At 56.6% G+C, this 15,046-nt stretch carries 14 protein-coding genes; 9 read left to right on the plus strand and 5 right to left on the minus strand.

All coding sequences use genetic code 11. The features are described from left to right. The first annotated feature begins 45 nt into the window (after positions 1-45). Positions 46-690 carry a hypothetical protein gene (locus G497_RS0107035; protein WP_027187619.1) on the plus strand — a complete coding sequence of 215 codons (645 nt, stop codon included), beginning with the start codon at positions 46-48 and terminating at the stop codon, positions 688-690. A 153-nt stretch (positions 691-843) separates the two neighbouring features. On the opposite strand, the gene G497_RS0107040 is transcribed toward G497_RS0107035, so the two are convergent. Next, entirely contained in the window at positions 844-1,260 is a 417-nt protein-coding gene (locus G497_RS0107040) for a C-GCAxxG-C-C family protein (protein ID WP_027187620.1), read from the minus strand. A 215-nt stretch (positions 1,261-1,475) separates the two neighbouring features. Beyond that, positions 1,476-2,723: an S-adenosylmethionine:tRNA ribosyltransferase-isomerase gene (locus G497_RS0107050; RefSeq protein ID WP_027187621.1), complete on the minus strand. Its 1,248-nt coding sequence runs from the start codon at positions 2,721-2,723 to the stop codon at positions 1,476-1,478. A gap of 404 nt (positions 2,724-3,127) precedes the next feature. Here G497_RS0107050 and purD point away from each other — a divergent pair, with 404 nt between their 5' ends. From purD to G497_RS17175, 6 genes are all read left to right on the plus strand, one after another. Next, complete coding sequence (purD, locus tag G497_RS0107055; RefSeq protein ID WP_027187622.1) at positions 3,128-4,432, plus strand: phosphoribosylamine--glycine ligase; 1,305 nt, start codon at positions 3,128-3,130, stop codon at positions 4,430-4,432. Then, positions 4,432-4,923, plus strand: coding sequence for a 5-(carboxyamino)imidazole ribonucleotide mutase (purE, locus tag G497_RS0107060; protein WP_027187623.1), 492 nt, complete (start codon positions 4,432-4,434; stop codon positions 4,921-4,923). Before purD ends, purE begins: the two co-directional genes overlap by 1 nt. A gap of 2 nt (positions 4,924-4,925) precedes the next feature. After that, positions 4,926-5,465, plus strand: coding sequence for a hypothetical protein (locus G497_RS0107065; protein ID WP_027187624.1), 540 nt, complete (start codon positions 4,926-4,928; stop codon positions 5,463-5,465). A gap of 96 nt (positions 5,466-5,561) precedes the next feature. After that, on the plus strand, positions 5,562-6,368 hold the full coding sequence (locus G497_RS0107070; RefSeq protein WP_084516084.1) for a S26 family signal peptidase: 807 nt from the start codon (positions 5,562-5,564) through the stop codon (positions 6,366-6,368). Between the two features lie 309 nt (positions 6,369-6,677). After that, positions 6,678-9,572, plus strand: a complete 2,895-nt coding sequence (locus G497_RS0107080) for an insulinase family protein (protein ID WP_027187627.1) — start codon at positions 6,678-6,680, stop codon at positions 9,570-9,572. Positions 9,573-10,070: 498 nt separating this feature from the next. Further along, complete coding sequence (locus G497_RS17175; protein WP_084516091.1) at positions 10,071-10,553, plus strand: C40 family peptidase; 483 nt, start codon at positions 10,071-10,073, stop codon at positions 10,551-10,553. Positions 10,554-10,882: 329 nt separating this feature from the next. On the opposite strand, the gene yjgA is transcribed toward G497_RS17175, so the two are convergent. Together yjgA and G497_RS17180 are read right to left on the minus strand one after the other, a co-directional pair. Next, a complete protein-coding gene (yjgA, locus tag G497_RS20340) occupies positions 10,883-11,512 on the minus strand; it encodes a ribosome biogenesis factor YjgA (RefSeq protein WP_342663659.1) in 630 nt (209 codons plus the stop codon). Continuing rightward, complete coding sequence (locus G497_RS17180) at positions 11,394-12,587, minus strand: elongator complex protein 3 (protein ID WP_051257928.1); 1,194 nt, start codon at positions 12,585-12,587, stop codon at positions 11,394-11,396. Before G497_RS17180 ends, yjgA begins: the two co-directional genes overlap by 119 nt. A 202-nt stretch (positions 12,588-12,789) precedes the next feature. Here G497_RS17180 and G497_RS0107110 point away from each other — a divergent pair, with 202 nt between their 5' ends. Both G497_RS0107110 and G497_RS0107115 read left to right on the plus strand, forming a co-directional pair. Next, the gene (locus tag G497_RS0107110) at positions 12,790-13,206 is read left to right on the plus strand and encodes an HIT family protein (protein WP_027187630.1); all 417 of its coding nucleotides are present in this window, start codon (positions 12,790-12,792) and stop codon (positions 13,204-13,206) included. A gap of 23 nt (positions 13,207-13,229) precedes the next feature. Beyond that, on the plus strand, positions 13,230-13,526 hold the full coding sequence (locus G497_RS0107115) for an HU family DNA-binding protein (protein WP_027187631.1): 297 nt from the start codon (positions 13,230-13,232) through the stop codon (positions 13,524-13,526). A gap of 207 nt (positions 13,527-13,733) precedes the next feature. Here G497_RS0107115 and G497_RS0107125 read toward each other — a convergent pair whose 3' ends face one another. Then, complete coding sequence (locus G497_RS0107125) at positions 13,734-14,909, minus strand: HlyD family secretion protein (RefSeq protein WP_027187632.1); 1,176 nt, start codon at positions 14,907-14,909, stop codon at positions 13,734-13,736. Between the last annotated feature and the right edge of the window lie 137 nt (positions 14,910-15,046).

Genomic DNA, 15,046 nt, shown 5'->3' on the forward strand with positions numbered 1-15,046 from the left:
GTGCACGCGGCCTTCAGGCCATGCCGCACCAGCCAAGAGGCCGCCATGCGCAAATATTTCCCCCTTTTCCGCCGTATTGCCCTTGTTTGCCTGTGCGCCAGCACCCTTGCGGGCTGCGCCCACGACGCCAAGCTGAAGCCTGCCCTGGAAGCCATGCACACCATTAACGATGCCACCCGCACCTTTGGCCCCCCAAGCAAGGTTGTGGACTTGCCTGATGGCACCACCACCTATGTGTGGAGTGCCGAACGCGCCAGGGTGTACCCCGGCCAGCCTGTGGTGCAGCGCTATGCCCGCCCGGCATGGGTGCCTGTGTACGACCGCCATGGCCGCCGCCGCTATGCACCCGGCTATGCGTATGATACCGCCGTGGTGGGCTACACCCCGGACGAAGTGCGCTACAGCGAGTGCGAACTGCGCATTCAGGCAGATAGCGTGGGGAGGATTCTTTCCTCTTCTTACCAGGGCAATAGCTGTGATGATTTACTGATGAGTGGCAATGTGGTGGTGCCAGGGCCTGCACCCATAGCGGAGCAGCCTGCCCAGCCTGCGGCTGCCCCTGCGAGCGCACCGGAAAAAGAGAATGGAGAAAAGCGGGAAGTGAAAGAACCTGCCAAGAAAAAGGCGCCTGCCAAAGCGGCACCCCCTGTGCAAAAAGAGGGTGAAAGAGCTGCGGGGCAGACGACGTAGTTTTTTTTACATTGAAGAAAACGGTTAGGGCATTACCATGGGGTGGTGCCCTAACCGCTTATGATCATTCGAGGAAACTTGATTTCGTGCGGCGTGCCGCCTTGCCTGCTCTTTCTTGTTTTGCTTCTCGCTCCGCTGGGGTATGTTCCCCCTCTACTCCAGCCCCTCAATAAATGCGCTGGCAAACGTAATGGCTTCCACTGTCAGGCCTTCGCATTGGTGGGGGGCGTCATCGGGCGTGAAGCCGCCGGGGCGCAGCACGCTGCATGAGAGCGAGCCGAAGCGTTCCGTAAAGCCAGCGGCGAACTGGAAGCAGTTTTCCGTAATGGCTTCCGGGGTTTTGCCCTGTGCCGTGCCAAGCATACCCAAAAACATCAGTGTGCCTTCCACAAGGCCGCATTGGGCGCGGAACCTCCCGGCCCCGTGCATACCAATGGAGGCATGCATCACCTGTGTATCCAGCGGCAGGTCGTGCAAGGTGGAAAGCACCGTCAGGGTGGTTCCGGCGCAGTTGGTGTCGTGTGTCCAGTAACTTTCGTGCACCATTTTCTGTATGGGCTTTGTCTTCATGGGAAGCTCCGTTGTAAGACGAGTGTTTGGTCGGAACTATGGGGGACGCTGTCCCCCATACCCCCTGCAAGGGGAATGATTCCCCTTGACCCCCATTTGCGTGCAGCTTTTCGCGTAGCGAAAAACTGCACGCTGATGCGGGGTTCCAAGGGCATCATGCCCTTGGCGGTGGGGGTTGGGGAGGCAGAGCCTCCCCAAGAAGTATTCAGCGTTTCCTAAGGGGTTATGAGCATGGCATCCCCATAAGAAAAAAAGCGATAACCCTGCTGCACGGCTTGGGTGTAGGCATCCAGCACGCGCTCCCGCCCGACAAGGGCAGAAACCAGCATAAGCAGGGAAGATTCCGGCAGGTGGAAGTTGGTAATAAGGCCGTCAATAACATGGAACTGCTTGCCGGGGTAGAGGAATGTGTTGATCCAGCCCTGGAAGGGAGCAAGGGAAAAGGGCCCAGGCTCCCCATGTGTTTGTTCCTGCCCTTCATGCTGCACCTGCCAAATGCCTTCCAGCACACGGGTGCTGGTGGTGCCCACGGTAATCACCGGGCGGCCTTCCTGCTTGGCGGCTTCAATGGCAGCGGCAGTGGCAGGGGAAAGTTCGGCATATTCCGCGTGCATGGGGTGCTGGCGAATGTCTTCACAGCGCACCGGGCTAAAGGTGCCATAGCCCACGTACAGGGTCACTTCTGCCCACTGCCGCCCGCTGGCCAGCAGGGCTTCCTTCAGGGCCGGGGTAAAATGCAGCCCGGCGGTGGGGGCCGCCACGGAACCTGCCTTGCCGCTGTGGGCGTACACCGTTTGGTAGCGCTCCGCATCCATGGCATCCAGTTGTTGGGCGGCACCCGGCTGGGCTGTTGTTGCGCCCGTTTCCGGTGCCACTACCGCGCCTGTTTCCGGTGCCGCTACCGCGCCTTGCTGGCGCTTGATGTACGGCGGCAAGGGCAGCCTGCCTGCCTCGGTTATGGCTTCCAGCAAATCGCCCTGCCAGTAAAAGGCCAGCTTGGCGTGCCCGAATTCACCGCGTTCCAGCAGGGTGGCCTGCAAGCGGGGGGAAAAGGCTACGGTTTCGCCCTGCGCCACTTTTTTGGAAGAACGCAGCAGCCCTTCAATTGCAGCCCGTTGCCAGCCTGTGCCCGTGGCAACTGTTGTTGCATCGGCCTTGGGCAGGCAGGCGCAGGGCTGGCCCTGCACCAGGGGCAGGGGGGTAAGCACCAGGCATTCCACCCGGCCCCCGGTAGGGCGCTGGCCGAACAAACGGGCAGGCACTACGCGGGAATTGTTGGCTACCAGCAGGCAGTTTTCAGGTAAGTGACTGATAAGTTCCGAAAAAAGCGCATGCTGCACAGGCCCTTGCTGCCGTGGCAGCACCATAAGGCGGGAAGCGCCACGCACCGCCGGGGGGCATTGGGCTATTTGAGCTTCCGGCAGGTCAAAGCGGTAGGAAGAGAGGCAAAAATCGGTTTCCAAGGTGTGTCCGTTGCGTGTGGCAAAAGGGGTTATGCAGGCGGTGCCGGGGCGGGGTAATTATCCGGCGTTGCTTTTTATCTGTTTTTCACTAGAATAAAGTGGGTGTCGGAACGTGTTTCCAAGGAAACGCTGATTTATTCCGTTTGGCGGTGTTACTTTATTTTTTTTGAAACAGTCGAGGACCGAAGAGTCCACTCCTGCTTCAAAAAAAACTCGTGCCTAGCCAAACGAAATAACTGCGCGTTTCCAAAATGCTATGTAATCAGCCATTCCCTAAGGAACCACTGATTTAATGGTATGTTGGAAACAGGCCTGTTCAGGCCACGTTGCCTTGGCGCAAACAATAACATACTTCATTTGCGGCGAAAACCCCTGTCCCCAGGGTGCCGAAGCAGGAGCCAGCAGTGCGCGTACTTATTATTGGTTCTGGCGGGCGTGAACACGCCCTGGCCTGGAAAATAAACCAAAGCTCCCTTAAGCCAGAGGTGTTCATTGCCCCTGGCAACAGTGGCACCGCCACGGAAGGCACCAACGTGCCCATTTCCGAAGGCAACATTGCCGCCCTTATGGCCTTTATTAAGGAAAAGGGCATCGACTTTGTCATTCCCGGGCCGGAACTGCCCCTGGTGCAAGGCATTGCCGATGCCTGTGAAGAAGCCGGGGTGCCCTGCTTTGGACCAAAGCGCTATGCCGCCGGGCTGGAAGCTTCCAAGTCGTTTTCCAAAACAATGATGCTGGAAACAGGCGTGCCCACCGCCCCCTTCAAGGTATTTACCAATTACGAAAAAGCCGCAAAATATGTGGACTCCTGCGCGCGCCCCCTGGTGGTGAAGGCAGACGGCCTTGCCGCAGGCAAAGGCGTGGTGGTGGCAAAAACAGCGGATGAAGCCAAAGCAGCCCTTAAAGCCATGCTGGTGGACAAAATGTTCGGTTCTGCTGGCAGCACCGTGGTGGTGGAAGATGTGCTGGTGGGGGAAGAAGCTTCCTTCCTGGCTTTTTGCGACGGCGAAACCGTTATTCCCCTGCCTTCCGCCCAGGACCACAAAGCCGTGTTCGATGGCGACACAGGCCCCAACACAGGGGGCATGGGGGCCTACAGCCCTGCCCCGGTGGCCCCGGAACATATGTACGACGAGCTTGTGGCCCTTAGCATGCGCCCCATTTTGAAAGAACTGAAAAAACGCGGGCAGCCCTTTACCGGCATTTTGTATGCAGGCCTTATGATGACAGAAAAAGGCCCCCAAGTGCTGGAATATAACGTGCGCTTTGGCGACCCGGAATGCCAGCCCCTGCTTATGCGCCTTGAAGGTGACCTGTTGCAGGTTATGCTGGCGGCCGCCCAGCACCGCCTGCATGAAGTAACCCTGGCTATTTCGCCAAAAACCGCTCTGTGTGTAGTGATTGCTGCCAAAGGCTACCCCGGCGAGTTCCCCAAAGGCATGCCCATTTCTGGCCTGGAAGCGGCAGAAGCCGCTGTGCCGGGCAAGGTAAAAGTGTTCCATGCCGGGGCACGCACTGAAAATGGACAGGTTGTTTCCGCTGGTGGGCGCATTCTTGGGGTAACGGCCCTTGGGGCCGACCTTGCCGAAGCGCAAAAAAATGCCTATGCCGCCGCTGCCGCCATTCGGATGGAAAACATGCACTTTCGCCGCGACATTGGCAGCAAAGGGCTTACTAATTGCTGGGCCTGTTCCGGCAAGGGGGAATAATGACACAAGTAGCCGTTTTTATTGGTAGCGGTTCGGACGAAGACACCGTGCGCCCATGTGTTGATATATTGGAAAAGTTGGGTATTTCCTACCTGTTCACCGTTACTTCCGCCCACCGCACCCCCCAGCGCACTGAAACGCTGGTGGAGCAAATGGAAAAAGAAGGCTGCCAGGTGTACATTTGCGCCGCTGGCATGGCTGCCCACCTTGCGGGCGCTGTGGCTGCCCGCACCATTAAGCCCGTGGTGGGTATTCCTGTAACGGCTTCTGCCCTTGGGGGCATGGACGCCCTGCTGGCTACGGTTATGATGCCCCCTGGCTTCCCTGTTGCCACGGTTGCCCTGGATAAAGCCGGGGCCCGCAATGCCGCCTGGTTTGCCGCCCAAATTCTGGCCCTGCACGACCCGGCCCTGGCAAAACGCTTGCAGGAAGAACGTTCCGCCTTTGTGGATGATGTGAAAAAGGCTGCCAAAAAAGTAGAAGGCCGCTAGGCATGGGTCCCCTGGCCCGCGTTGCGCGTTCGCTTGGGTTAAGTGCCGCCGTGCTTTGCCTTGCCATTGTGGCAGGGTGTGCGGGCAAGGGCACGCAGCCTGAGCCCGGCGGTGCCGGGGCCGCTGCCCCTGTGCCCCTGGCCCCTTTGGGGAGCTATGCCCTGGAAGGCCCCCCCCTGTTCATTGTGGGGGAATTTAAGGGCGTGGCCCTGGAAGGCACCATGGACAGGCACGTTATGGTGGGTCTTGGCAAAATGGAAATGCACGGCACGGACAAAGCCCAGGGTTTTTTTTGTGAATCCAGGGTGAATGCCCAGCCCACAGAAAAAGGCCGCATTCGCGGGGTGTTTGATTGCACGGAAGGTGTGGTGCTGCTCTTTACCATGCGCGCCCTTGGGCCAGACCAGGGCATTGCCGTGGGCAGGGCCGAAGCCAAGGGTGAAACGCTGGTGCTGTTCTTCCACAGCAGCAAGGAAGAAGCGGAACGCCGCTTCCCGGAAGTGAAGCGGACTGTACTGGAAGCCGTGAAGCGAACAAAGTAAAATTGTATTTTATTGGGGGACAGCGTCCCCCATACAATTAATACATTCAAGATGCAATGCTCTCTAATTGTTCTTAGATTTTAGTCTGGAGCCATTATGCCCACCGCCATCCACTGGAAGCACCGAATGTTCGCCGCCCTGCTGGGCATTGCCATGCCCGGTTTGGGGCAGCTTTATGGCGGGCAGCAAAAAAAAGGCCTGTGGGTGTATACCCTGATGCAGGTAGGGTTGCCATTTGCCTTTTTGGCGGTGTGGGGGCTTGCCCCGGCAGGGGCAGTGTACCCCATGTTGCTGGCCCTGGCAGCCACCACGTTTGCCCTGTTGCTGTGGAGCCTGGGGGATGCTGCGCTGGAAGTAAACCCGGAGTTGGAGCAGGCATTTTTTGTGGGCACTGGCAAGCAGCAGCTTACCAAAGTGGCCCTTGCCCTTGTGCTGTTTGCGGGCATGCTGCTGAACCCCTTTGAGCAGGTGTGGACAAACCGGGTAGCCAATTTTGTTATGGGGTCTACCTCCATGGCTCCTGTGCTGCAAAAGGACGATTCTTTTTTTGTGAACGTGCAGGCCTTTGCTGCCCATGGCCCCCAGGTGGGGGATATTGTCACGGTTCGTCCTATGGTAGGCAGTGAACATTCCGTGGTGCGCCAGGTGGCAGGGTTGCCAGGGCAGGTGGTTGCGCTGTTGCCAGAAACCGCTATGCCGGAAGGCTTGCCGCGGCCAGCAGCAAACGAGCCCTTTACCTTGCCCCCTGGGTTTATGTATGTGCGTACAGTGAACCCGGAATTTTCATCTGCTGGCATAATGCCAATAGGGTTGTTGCAGGGCAGGGTGGAATATATATTTTGGCCCCCCTCCCGCCTGGGTGCAGTGAGCGGTGCGGGGCACATGCCCATAGTTATTCAATAAATTTATTGGTTTATCTTGGGGGACGCTGTCCCCCAACCCCCCCTGCAAGGGACGTGACGCCCCTTGACCCCCATTTTCGTTCATGTTTCCGCTCTACGGGAACATGAACGTAGATGCGGGTTCCAAGAGGACAATTGTGCAGGAAGCACAATTGGGAACCGCCCGCAGGGCGGGAGCCGAAGGTCGAGGCCCAGGACGGGCCGAGTCAATCATGCCCTTGGCGGAAGGGTTTGGGGAGGCAGAGCCTCACCAAGTAAAGGACCACGACATGCCTACATCGCCGGAACGGCGTTTATTTAAGGAGCTTTTATGACTATTGTTCACGGTTTTTCCCTTGTGGAAGAAACACATATTGCCGAACTGGACAGCACGGCCCGCCTGTGGCGGCATGAAAAAACGCAGGCTGTGCTGCTTTCCTTTACCAATACCGATGAAAACAAGGTGTTCGGGGTGAGCTTTCGCACCCCGCCGCCTGATTCTACCGGGGTGGCGCACATTCTGGAACACTCTGTGCTGTGCGGTTCTGAAAAATACCCGGTGAAGGAACCTTTTGTGGAGTTGCTTAAAGGCTCGCTGCAAACGTTCCTCAATGCATTCACCTACCCAGATAAAACCTGCTACCCAGTGGCAAGCTGCAACCTGCGCGATTTCCGTAACCTGACGGACGTGTACCTGGACGCGGTATTTTTTCCGCGTATTACCGAAGAAATTTTCCAGCAGGAAGGCTGGCACCTGGAAGCAGACAGCGCCGATGCCCCCCTTACCTACAAGGGCGTGGTGTATAATGAAATGAAGGGTGTGTTTTCCTCGCCGGAATCGGTGCTGGGGCGCTATTCCTTGCATGCCTTGTTCCCGGACACGGTGTACGGCCTTGAATCCGGCGGCGACCCCAAAGTTATTCCGGCCCTGACCTATGCCGATTTTGTGGGCTTTCACCAGCAGTATTACCACCCCACCAACGGGCGCTTCTTTTTTTGGGGCGACGACAACGAAACGGAACGCCTTGAACTGCTGAACAAGGTGCTGCAACGCTTTGACGCCCGCCCTGTGGATTCTTCCATTGGCATTCAGCCCTTTTTTACTGCCCCGCGTGAAGTGCAGGTGCCGTTTGCCGCCGGGGAAGGGGAAAAGGCCATGGCCACCCTTAACTGGCTGCTGCCGGAAACGGCGGAAACAGAACTGAACCTGGGCCTGCGCATGCTGGAACATATTCTGCTGGGTATGCCTGCCTCGCCCTTACGCCGGGCGCTTATGGAATCTGGCCTGGGGGAAGATTTGGCAGGACAGGGCCTGGAAACAGAACTGCGCCAAATGACCTTTGACATTGGCCTGAAAGGCATGGCGGAAGAGAACATTCCCCACATGCAGGCCCTGATTCTGGAAACACTGCAAACCTTGGTGAAACAGGGCATTAGCCCCGAAGCGGTGGACGCTGCCGTGAACAGCATTGAATTTTCCTTGCGGGAGAATAACACAGGCAAGTTCCCTGTGGGGCTTTCCGTAATGCTGCGGAGCCTGACCACCTGGCTGCATGAAGGGAACCCCTTTGCCCCGCTGCGGTTTGAAGGCCCCCTGGCCGCCATCAAAGGCCGCATTGCCAGCGGGGAACGCTATTTTGAAGGGCTTGTGCAGCGCTGGTTGCTGGAAAACACCCACCGCATAACCGTGGCCCTGTTGCCCCAGCCGGAGCTTGCCCAAGTGCAGGAACAAGAGGAAAAAGCCGCCCTTGCCGCCATTGCCGCAGGCATGAGCCGTGCAGAACGCCAGGCTGTTGTGGAAAATGCCGCTGCCTTGCAACGCATGCAGGGTGAACCGGACAAGGCCGAAGACCTTGCCACCATTCCCCGCTTGCTTGTGGGGGATTTGCCCCGCACCAACGCGCACATTGAGTCCAAGCAGGTTGCCCCGGCCCCGGTGGTGTTTTTTCAGCCCCAGCCCACGGCAGGCATTGCCTATGTGGAAGTGTGCTTCAGCCTAGATGCCGTACCCGACCAACTCTTGCCCCTGGTGCCTTTGTTTGGCAGGGCATTGGTGGAAATGGGCACCCAAAACCGCTCCTTTACCACCCTGAACATGGACATTGCCCGCTTTACCGGGGGTATTGATTCTGACCTGCTGTTCCTGACCCGTGCAGATTCCGGCGCGGCCCTTGGTATGATGGGTATTTCCGGCAAGGCTGCGCCAGACAAGCTGGAAGCCCTGTTTGAACTGCTACGCGACGTGCTTGCCGCCCCAAGTTTTGACCAGAAAGACCGCTTTTTAAGCATGGTGCTGGAAGAAAAGGCCCGGCAGGAGCATGGTCTTGTGCCCGCAGGGCACACCGTGGTGGCGGCCCGGCTGCGGGCAAGCCTTGCCCCGGCAGCCTGGCTCAGTGAACAGGCCAGCGGCCTGGAAGCATTGTATGCCCTGCGGACTTTGGCTACCCAGGTGGAAAACGACTGGCCCGCTGTGCTTGAAAACCTGCACACCCTTGCCCGGTGCATTATTACCCAAAGTGGTATGCAGGTGAACCTGACCGCCCTGCCGGAGCAGGAACAGCCCCTTGGCCGCCTTACCAGTGCCCTGGCAGCAGCCCTGCCTACAACATCCCCACCCAAGGCCCTGCGCAGCGTGGCAAACATTCCGGCGCGGGAAGCCCTGGTGCTGCCTGCCCAGGTGAACTATGTGGGCAAAGGCGTGAACCTGTTTACCACTGGCTATGCCTGGCACGGTTCTGCCGCAGTTATCCTTAAATACCTGCGCACAGGCTATTTGTGGGAAAAGGTGCGCGTACAGGGGGGTGCCTATGGCTGCATGTGCGGGCTGGACCGTACAAGCGGTGCCTTTTTCATTGTGTCATACCGCGACCCCAACGTGCTGCCCACGGTGCAGGTGTATGACGGCGTAGCCGCCCACCTGGCCGAAGGCAACGTGGGCAAGGCAGAACTGGACGCCGCCATTGTGGGGGCCATTGGCGAGCTGGACAGCCACCTGCTGCCAGACGCCAAAGGCTCTGCGGCGTTTGTGCGCCGCCTGTGCGGCGATACGGAAGCCCGCCGCCAGCAACTGCGTGAGGACATTCTGGGCACCACTGCGGCAGATGTACGCCGCTTTGGGGAAGCCCTGGCAGCCTTTACCCAACAGGGCCGTATCTGCGCCCTGGGGGGCAATGCCGTGGCCCAGGCTGCGGCTGAGCAAGGGTGGACGAGCGTTACCATTCTGTAGTGTGTTTTCCGGCCTATGCGCCGGGGCAATGTGTCAAACATATGGCGGCAAAGTTTGCCGCCCGCAGCGAAAGCCTAACGGCCACGCTGTGAACCCGCACAGCAGGAGAATTATTCCTGCTGTGCGGTATTTTTTTAGGGGTTGGGGAAAACGAAACTATTTTGGGAAACTAGGGTGACAAAAGGGGGTTATTACTGGGAAGCAGTGGAAGGGATTTTGCCAATGTGGCATTGTTCATGCATAATAATGCGGGTTGTACAGTACTTGTGCCGCTGGTTACGGCTGTTCAACGTAAAAGGTCGCTTCAAACTTTTTACGCGTTCCCTCCTTGGAAATGGAATTAGGCCTGTTTCTGTACGGCATACAATATCTCATCAATTTGTCGAAAAAGCCCTTTGAATGGCTCTTGTGCCCAAGGGAGTGTTGACAAGAAAATAGTTGCGCAGTAGGATAGAACTTATGTTTTTTCATCAAAAATACTTTCCCCAATGTGTTCGTATGCTTACAGGACGCTTTGCCCTGGCCCTTTCCTTGGGTCTTATGCTTTTTGCTGTGGGCTGTGCCAAGCTGCCTTCCCCCACTGCGCCCGTGGGCAAAGGTTCTGCCAGCGGCCAAGCCATTACCAAAACAGCTTTGTCCAACATTGGCGTACCCTACCGGGCAGGGGGCAACAACCCCAGCCGCGGGTTTGACTGTTCCGGGCTGGTGTGCTGGACCTATGGTCAGCATGGCATAAATATGCCCCGTACTTCCCAGGAGCAAATGAGCGCTGGCAAGGCGGTTCCTGCTTCCCAGTTGAAACCGGGCGACCTGGTAGTCTTTAAAATTTCCAACCGGCGTGGGTACCATTCCGGTATTTACTCGGGCGACGGCAAGTTTGTGCACAGCCCCCGCAAGGGCGACACTGTGCGTGAAGACAGCATGAGTTCAAAATATTGGGCCCCCAAGCTGGTGGCAACGCGACGTGTGGTAAGTAAGTAGCTCCGCCTGCCCTGTACATAATGTTTAAAGCCCCCGCAACCATGGTGTGTTGCGGGGGCTTTTGTTTGTGTAAGCACCATTTTTCAAAAAGCGCAGCCAGTTATTCCTGTTCTTGTGCTTGTGTGTTTTATTCTGCTGCACGCAGGAAGCGGAACAGTTCTCTTGCAAAGCGCGGCGGGCGTTTGTTTTGCTTTTCGGACATCCTTCCGCTCCTTCGGTGGGCTGCATGCTTCGGCGGCAAAGCCGCCTTTGCCCCACCTTGTCGCTTCACGGCTCGCTACGCTCGCGACTGCCGTCGGCTTTAGGGAAAGGGCAACAGGGTTGCTTGTTTATTCCTGTTCTTGTGCTTGTGTGTTTTCTTCTGCTGCACGCAGGAAGCGGAACAGTTCTCTTGCAAAGCGCGGCGGGCGTTTGTTTTGCTTCTCGCCCATTGCTCCCTGTACCAGATGTTTTAGTTTGGCAGCGTCTGCCCCAGGGAAGCGGGCAAGGGTTTCTTGCACGGCGGTTTCGCGTTCTGCTTCTTCCGCGTGCAGCAGTTTGGCCCGTAAGTCTTCCAGGTGGTGGAAGGCACGGGCATTGGCGTGCTGGCCGTCTTTTTCCGCAGCAAATGCAGCAAGAAGGCCTTCCGGGTCTGGGTGTTCACGCATGACCCGTCCAATGTATTGCATGTGGCGGCGCTTGGTTTCATGCCCTTTCATGCTTGCATGCTCTTCCAGGGCAGCCAAAAGGTCTGGGGAAAGGGGCAGCCTGTGCCATACGCTGGGGGCAAGCATGGCAAGCTCTTCTCCCATTTTTTGCAAGGTTGTACTTTCCCTTTTTTTTTGTGATCGGCTTTTGTAATCATCTTCCATTGTGTTCTCCAAGGCGGCGTGCCCGGCGGCGTGCAGCCCGGCCCATACTGCCCCTTGGGGCAGGGGTGGGGCTGTGGGCGGTGGCACATGGCGGCACCGGGCTGGCATTGTTATATTGTAAGGAAAAATAAGGCATGTCCCAAAACTGAATGCGCTGGCGGCAAAGCCCAAGAGCGGTGTAGGCCTCTTCCAAATCGGCCCTATGGCCCCAAAACTGGCCGGAATAGCGCTGTGGCACATGCAGGGTGAAATCTTTGCCCTGGTGGGCGGCCAGCGCCGGGTTGTGGAGCAACTGGGTGCGTATGTGGGTATGCAGGGCCAGGGCACGGGCCTGGGAACCAAGGGCAGGGTGAAAAGCCCCTGCCAGCACGGCTGTGTCCAGGTTCTCTTCCGGGGCAAGCCCGATGCGGGCCACAGCAATGTGTGCACGCCACAGGGCAAGGCATGCTTCCGCCAGGAAGGAAACGGTTTGGCCCATTTCCCATGGCTGGTATTCACCGCGCAGCCAAGCCTGCTCCAGGGCAGTCCCCTTGAGCACAAGGCAGGGGTACAGGCGTACAAAGTCCGGCTTGAGTTCTGTACACAGGCGCACATCTTCCAGGGCATGGGAAAATGTTTGCCCCGGCATACCTGGCATAAGCTGAATGCCAAGGCGCATGGAAGTGGCTGTTATGGCCCTGGCCGCTTCCAGAGCCACTTGCGGGGAATACCCGCGTTGTGACACTTCAAGAGCCGGGCCAGCAAAACTTTGAATGCCAAGTTCAATTGTTGCCACCCCGGCCTTGGCAAGCTGGTGCAAAATTTCAGGGCTAATGCAGTCTGGCCGGGTGGAGCAGCGCACAGAGTGAACTTTTCCCTGGGCCAGCATGGTGCTGGCAAATTGCAGGCACTGTTCAAGCTGGTGGTGTGGCAAGGCGGTAAAGGTGCCACCATAAAAAGCCAGTTCAGGCAGGGGCAAGTGGGCTGGCCGGCGCACGAGGTTGTATTCCGCCTCTGCCAGAGCGTTTGCAACACTTTGCTCCCCTTTTCCTGTTTGTATGTCTTGGGCGCAAAACAGGCAACGGGTAGGGCACCCTGCATAGGGTATAAAAACCGGGTAAACGATTTCTTTCGTGGCTGTGGCTTCAGGATGCCGAAAAAGAAGCCCGCCACGTTCTCTTCTATCTATAAGAAATGAAAACATACTTGATTATCTCGTTTATTTCCCGTAAAAGCATAGGTAAAGTGTATTGCGTGGTTTTGTTGCGGTGCGTGAGCCTGATGCTGCCTTTGCAGATCTTCTAGGTTGCATACCGGGAAACAAGCATATGAACAAGGCTTAATAGCGCTTTCTGCTTTTTTTTGCAATTTTATTTGCCAGGCTAGGTGGCGGGCATGGAGTTTGTATGAGTGCAGTGAATTGCCTTTTTTGTAACATTATTTCAGGGCAAATTCCTTGCGCCAAAATTTATGAAGACCAGCACGTTCTGGCCTTTCTCGACATTAATCCCATTGCGCCGGGGCATACTTTGGTGTTGCCCAAGCCACATTACCCCACGCTGCTTGACCTTGCACCCGGTCAGGGCGAAGCGTTGCTTCAAGCGTTACGCAAAGTGGGGGCTGCCGTACAAAAAGCCACCAATGCGCCGGGTTTCAACGTTATGCAGAATAATTTCAGTGCAGCCGGGCAAGTTATTTTTCACCTGCATTTTCATGTTATTCCCCGTTTTGACAACGATGGGTTGCCAGACTGGGCAGGCAAACCCTATGCGGACAATGCCGCAATGCAACGCATGGCACAAGCGATTGCCAGCATACTTTAACGCCCTTAGCTGGAGGAGTGTGTATGAGCGAAAAAACTCTGACCAAAGCCGATGTCATCGACATGATTTACGACAAGACTACCCGCAACCGTAGCGAAGTAAAAAAACTTGTTGAGTCATTGTTGCAACTGACAAAAGAAGCCATTAAGCGCGACAACTTGTTGCTTGTGAGCGGGCTTGGCAAGTTTGAGGCGTATAGTAAAAAGGCACGCAAGGGGCGCAACCCCCAAACGGAAGAATCTATTATGCTGCCCCCACGCAAGGTGGTAGTGTTTCGCCTTTCCCGTAAGTTCCGTTCTGAAGTGAACGAAGACGAATAACCCCTTCCACAAGTATGGGAAATTTAGGAAGAGGAAGTGCATGTTTTTTGCGCTTCCTCTTCCTTCGTGCTTGTAGCCGTGGTGGCAGGCTGCTTGGGGGGTGCTAACAGCCTTTTTGTGAAGGCGTTATGGTTTGCGCCGAAGCAGACGTGCCTTAAGCTTGGAAAATGTAAAATTTACCGGTAATCTTCCTTGGCGAGTGCGCTATTATTGGAAAAAAGAACCAAAGGGCTTGCCCACGTTAATACGCACTTCCACTGGCATATTTTCCAGGCTCCACTGGGAAAGCTGGGGGGCCAGTTCCGGGGGAACCTGGTTAATTTTTGTAGTTACAAGGTATTTATATTCAATAGTGGGTTCGCCTTCTTTTGTGCGCCCCCCCCCAATGGGAATAAGGCGTACGTCATCCACCTGTCCGGCAAGGTGTTTTTGGGAGTGCCCCGGCACGGTAATTTCGCAGGGCATACCAGTGGCTATTTTGCGTGCCTCTTCCATGGAAAGCAGCCCCTCTGCCCGTAAGGCAACATTGTCTGGGGTAATTTCCAGGGCAAGGCCCCCATTGGCAAGAATGCTTCCGTTTTTCACCTGCACATTGCGTACAGTTCCTGCCGCAGGGGTAATAATGACCATGGCTTCCAGGGCCGCTTTTGCTTCCGCAACCCTGGCCAGTTGTTCTTCATACACCTGGGCCCTGGCCACGGCTGTTTTTTCGGGTATGTTTTCCTGCTGTTGGGCCTGGCGTATTAAGCCCATATCCCGCTCAAGCTGGGCCCGCTCCCCGCTGAATTTTTCCAGCATTTCCCGGCTTCTGGCCAGTTCTTGCCGGGCATTTTCATGGGCGGCTGCCAAGGCAGCCATTTCATTTGAGGCAGGCCTTTTGTTTTGTGGCTGTATCTGAGCCCTGTTCAGGGCAATGGCTGCCCTGGCTTCGGCTTCTGCCAGGGTGGCCACATTGGCTCGTGTTGTTTTTTCATCCAGAAAGAGCTGCTCAAGCTGTTCCCCAAGGGTAAGAGGCCCTGCATTCTTGCCTGCTTTTGCCCGCACTAAACGCAACTTTTCCGGGGGGGTCTGCATTTCCGCTTCCAGCAACCGTGTTTGGGCCTCAGCGTAAATGCGCTCTTTCTCTTCCGCCGCCAGGGCGAAAAGGGGGTGCCCCTGCGCAACAGTTTGGCCTTCAATGACAAATACTTCGCTTACACGTGCACCTGCTTCGGCAGTAACAGGAAGGCGGGCTTCACTCAGGCGTGCCCCTTCAAGTACTACCTGGCTGGAAGCGTTCCACCAAAAAGCGCCCCCAACAGCACACAGCACCGCAGCAGCAATGCCCAAAAGAATAACGGGGTTTTTCTTTTGGGCGGGCTTGGGTAGTTTCAATTCCAGCATGTTGCAGTCCCCTTTATAAAACTATTGAAAATAGTCTTTAAGCGCTTGTCCATTGGGAAGACGCTCCAAAAAGCAGGCAAAACGAAGTTTTGCAGTGGTCTTCAGTGTAATCTACGAAATGGGCGCAGGTGTGTTTG

The sequence above is a fragment of the Desulfovibrio cuneatus DSM 11391 genome (assembly GCF_000430005.1).
In the GTDB taxonomy this organism is placed as follows: domain Bacteria; phylum Desulfobacterota; class Desulfovibrionia; order Desulfovibrionales; family Desulfovibrionaceae; genus Frigididesulfovibrio; species Frigididesulfovibrio cuneatus.

Coding starts and splice junctions, on each gene's coding strand:
- G497_RS0107035 (WP_027187619.1), top strand. CDS start 46: ATGCGCAAATATTTCCCCCTTTTCCGCCGTATTGCCCTTGTTTGCCTG.
- yjgA (WP_342663659.1), bottom strand. CDS start 11,512: ATGCCAGCCCGGTGCCGCCATGTGCCACCGCCCACAGCCCCACCCCTG.
- G497_RS0107110 (WP_027187630.1), top strand. CDS start 12,790: ATGAGTGCAGTGAATTGCCTTTTTTGTAACATTATTTCAGGGCAAATT.
- G497_RS17175 (WP_084516091.1), top strand. CDS start 10,071: ATGCTTACAGGACGCTTTGCCCTGGCCCTTTCCTTGGGTCTTATGCTT.
- G497_RS0107065 (WP_027187624.1), top strand. CDS start 4,926: ATGGGTCCCCTGGCCCGCGTTGCGCGTTCGCTTGGGTTAAGTGCCGCC.
- G497_RS0107040 (WP_027187620.1), bottom strand. CDS start 1,260: ATGAAGACAAAGCCCATACAGAAAATGGTGCACGAAAGTTACTGGACA.
- G497_RS17180 (WP_051257928.1), bottom strand. CDS start 12,587: ATGTTTTCATTTCTTATAGATAGAAGAGAACGTGGCGGGCTTCTTTTT.
- G497_RS0107070 (WP_084516084.1), top strand. CDS start 5,562: ATGCCCACCGCCATCCACTGGAAGCACCGAATGTTCGCCGCCCTGCTG.
- G497_RS0107080 (WP_027187627.1), top strand. CDS start 6,678: ATGACTATTGTTCACGGTTTTTCCCTTGTGGAAGAAACACATATTGCC.
- purE (WP_027187623.1), top strand. CDS start 4,432: ATGACACAAGTAGCCGTTTTTATTGGTAGCGGTTCGGACGAAGACACC.
- G497_RS0107115 (WP_027187631.1), top strand. CDS start 13,230: ATGAGCGAAAAAACTCTGACCAAAGCCGATGTCATCGACATGATTTAC.
- G497_RS0107125 (WP_027187632.1), bottom strand. CDS start 14,909: ATGCTGGAATTGAAACTACCCAAGCCCGCCCAAAAGAAAAACCCCGTT.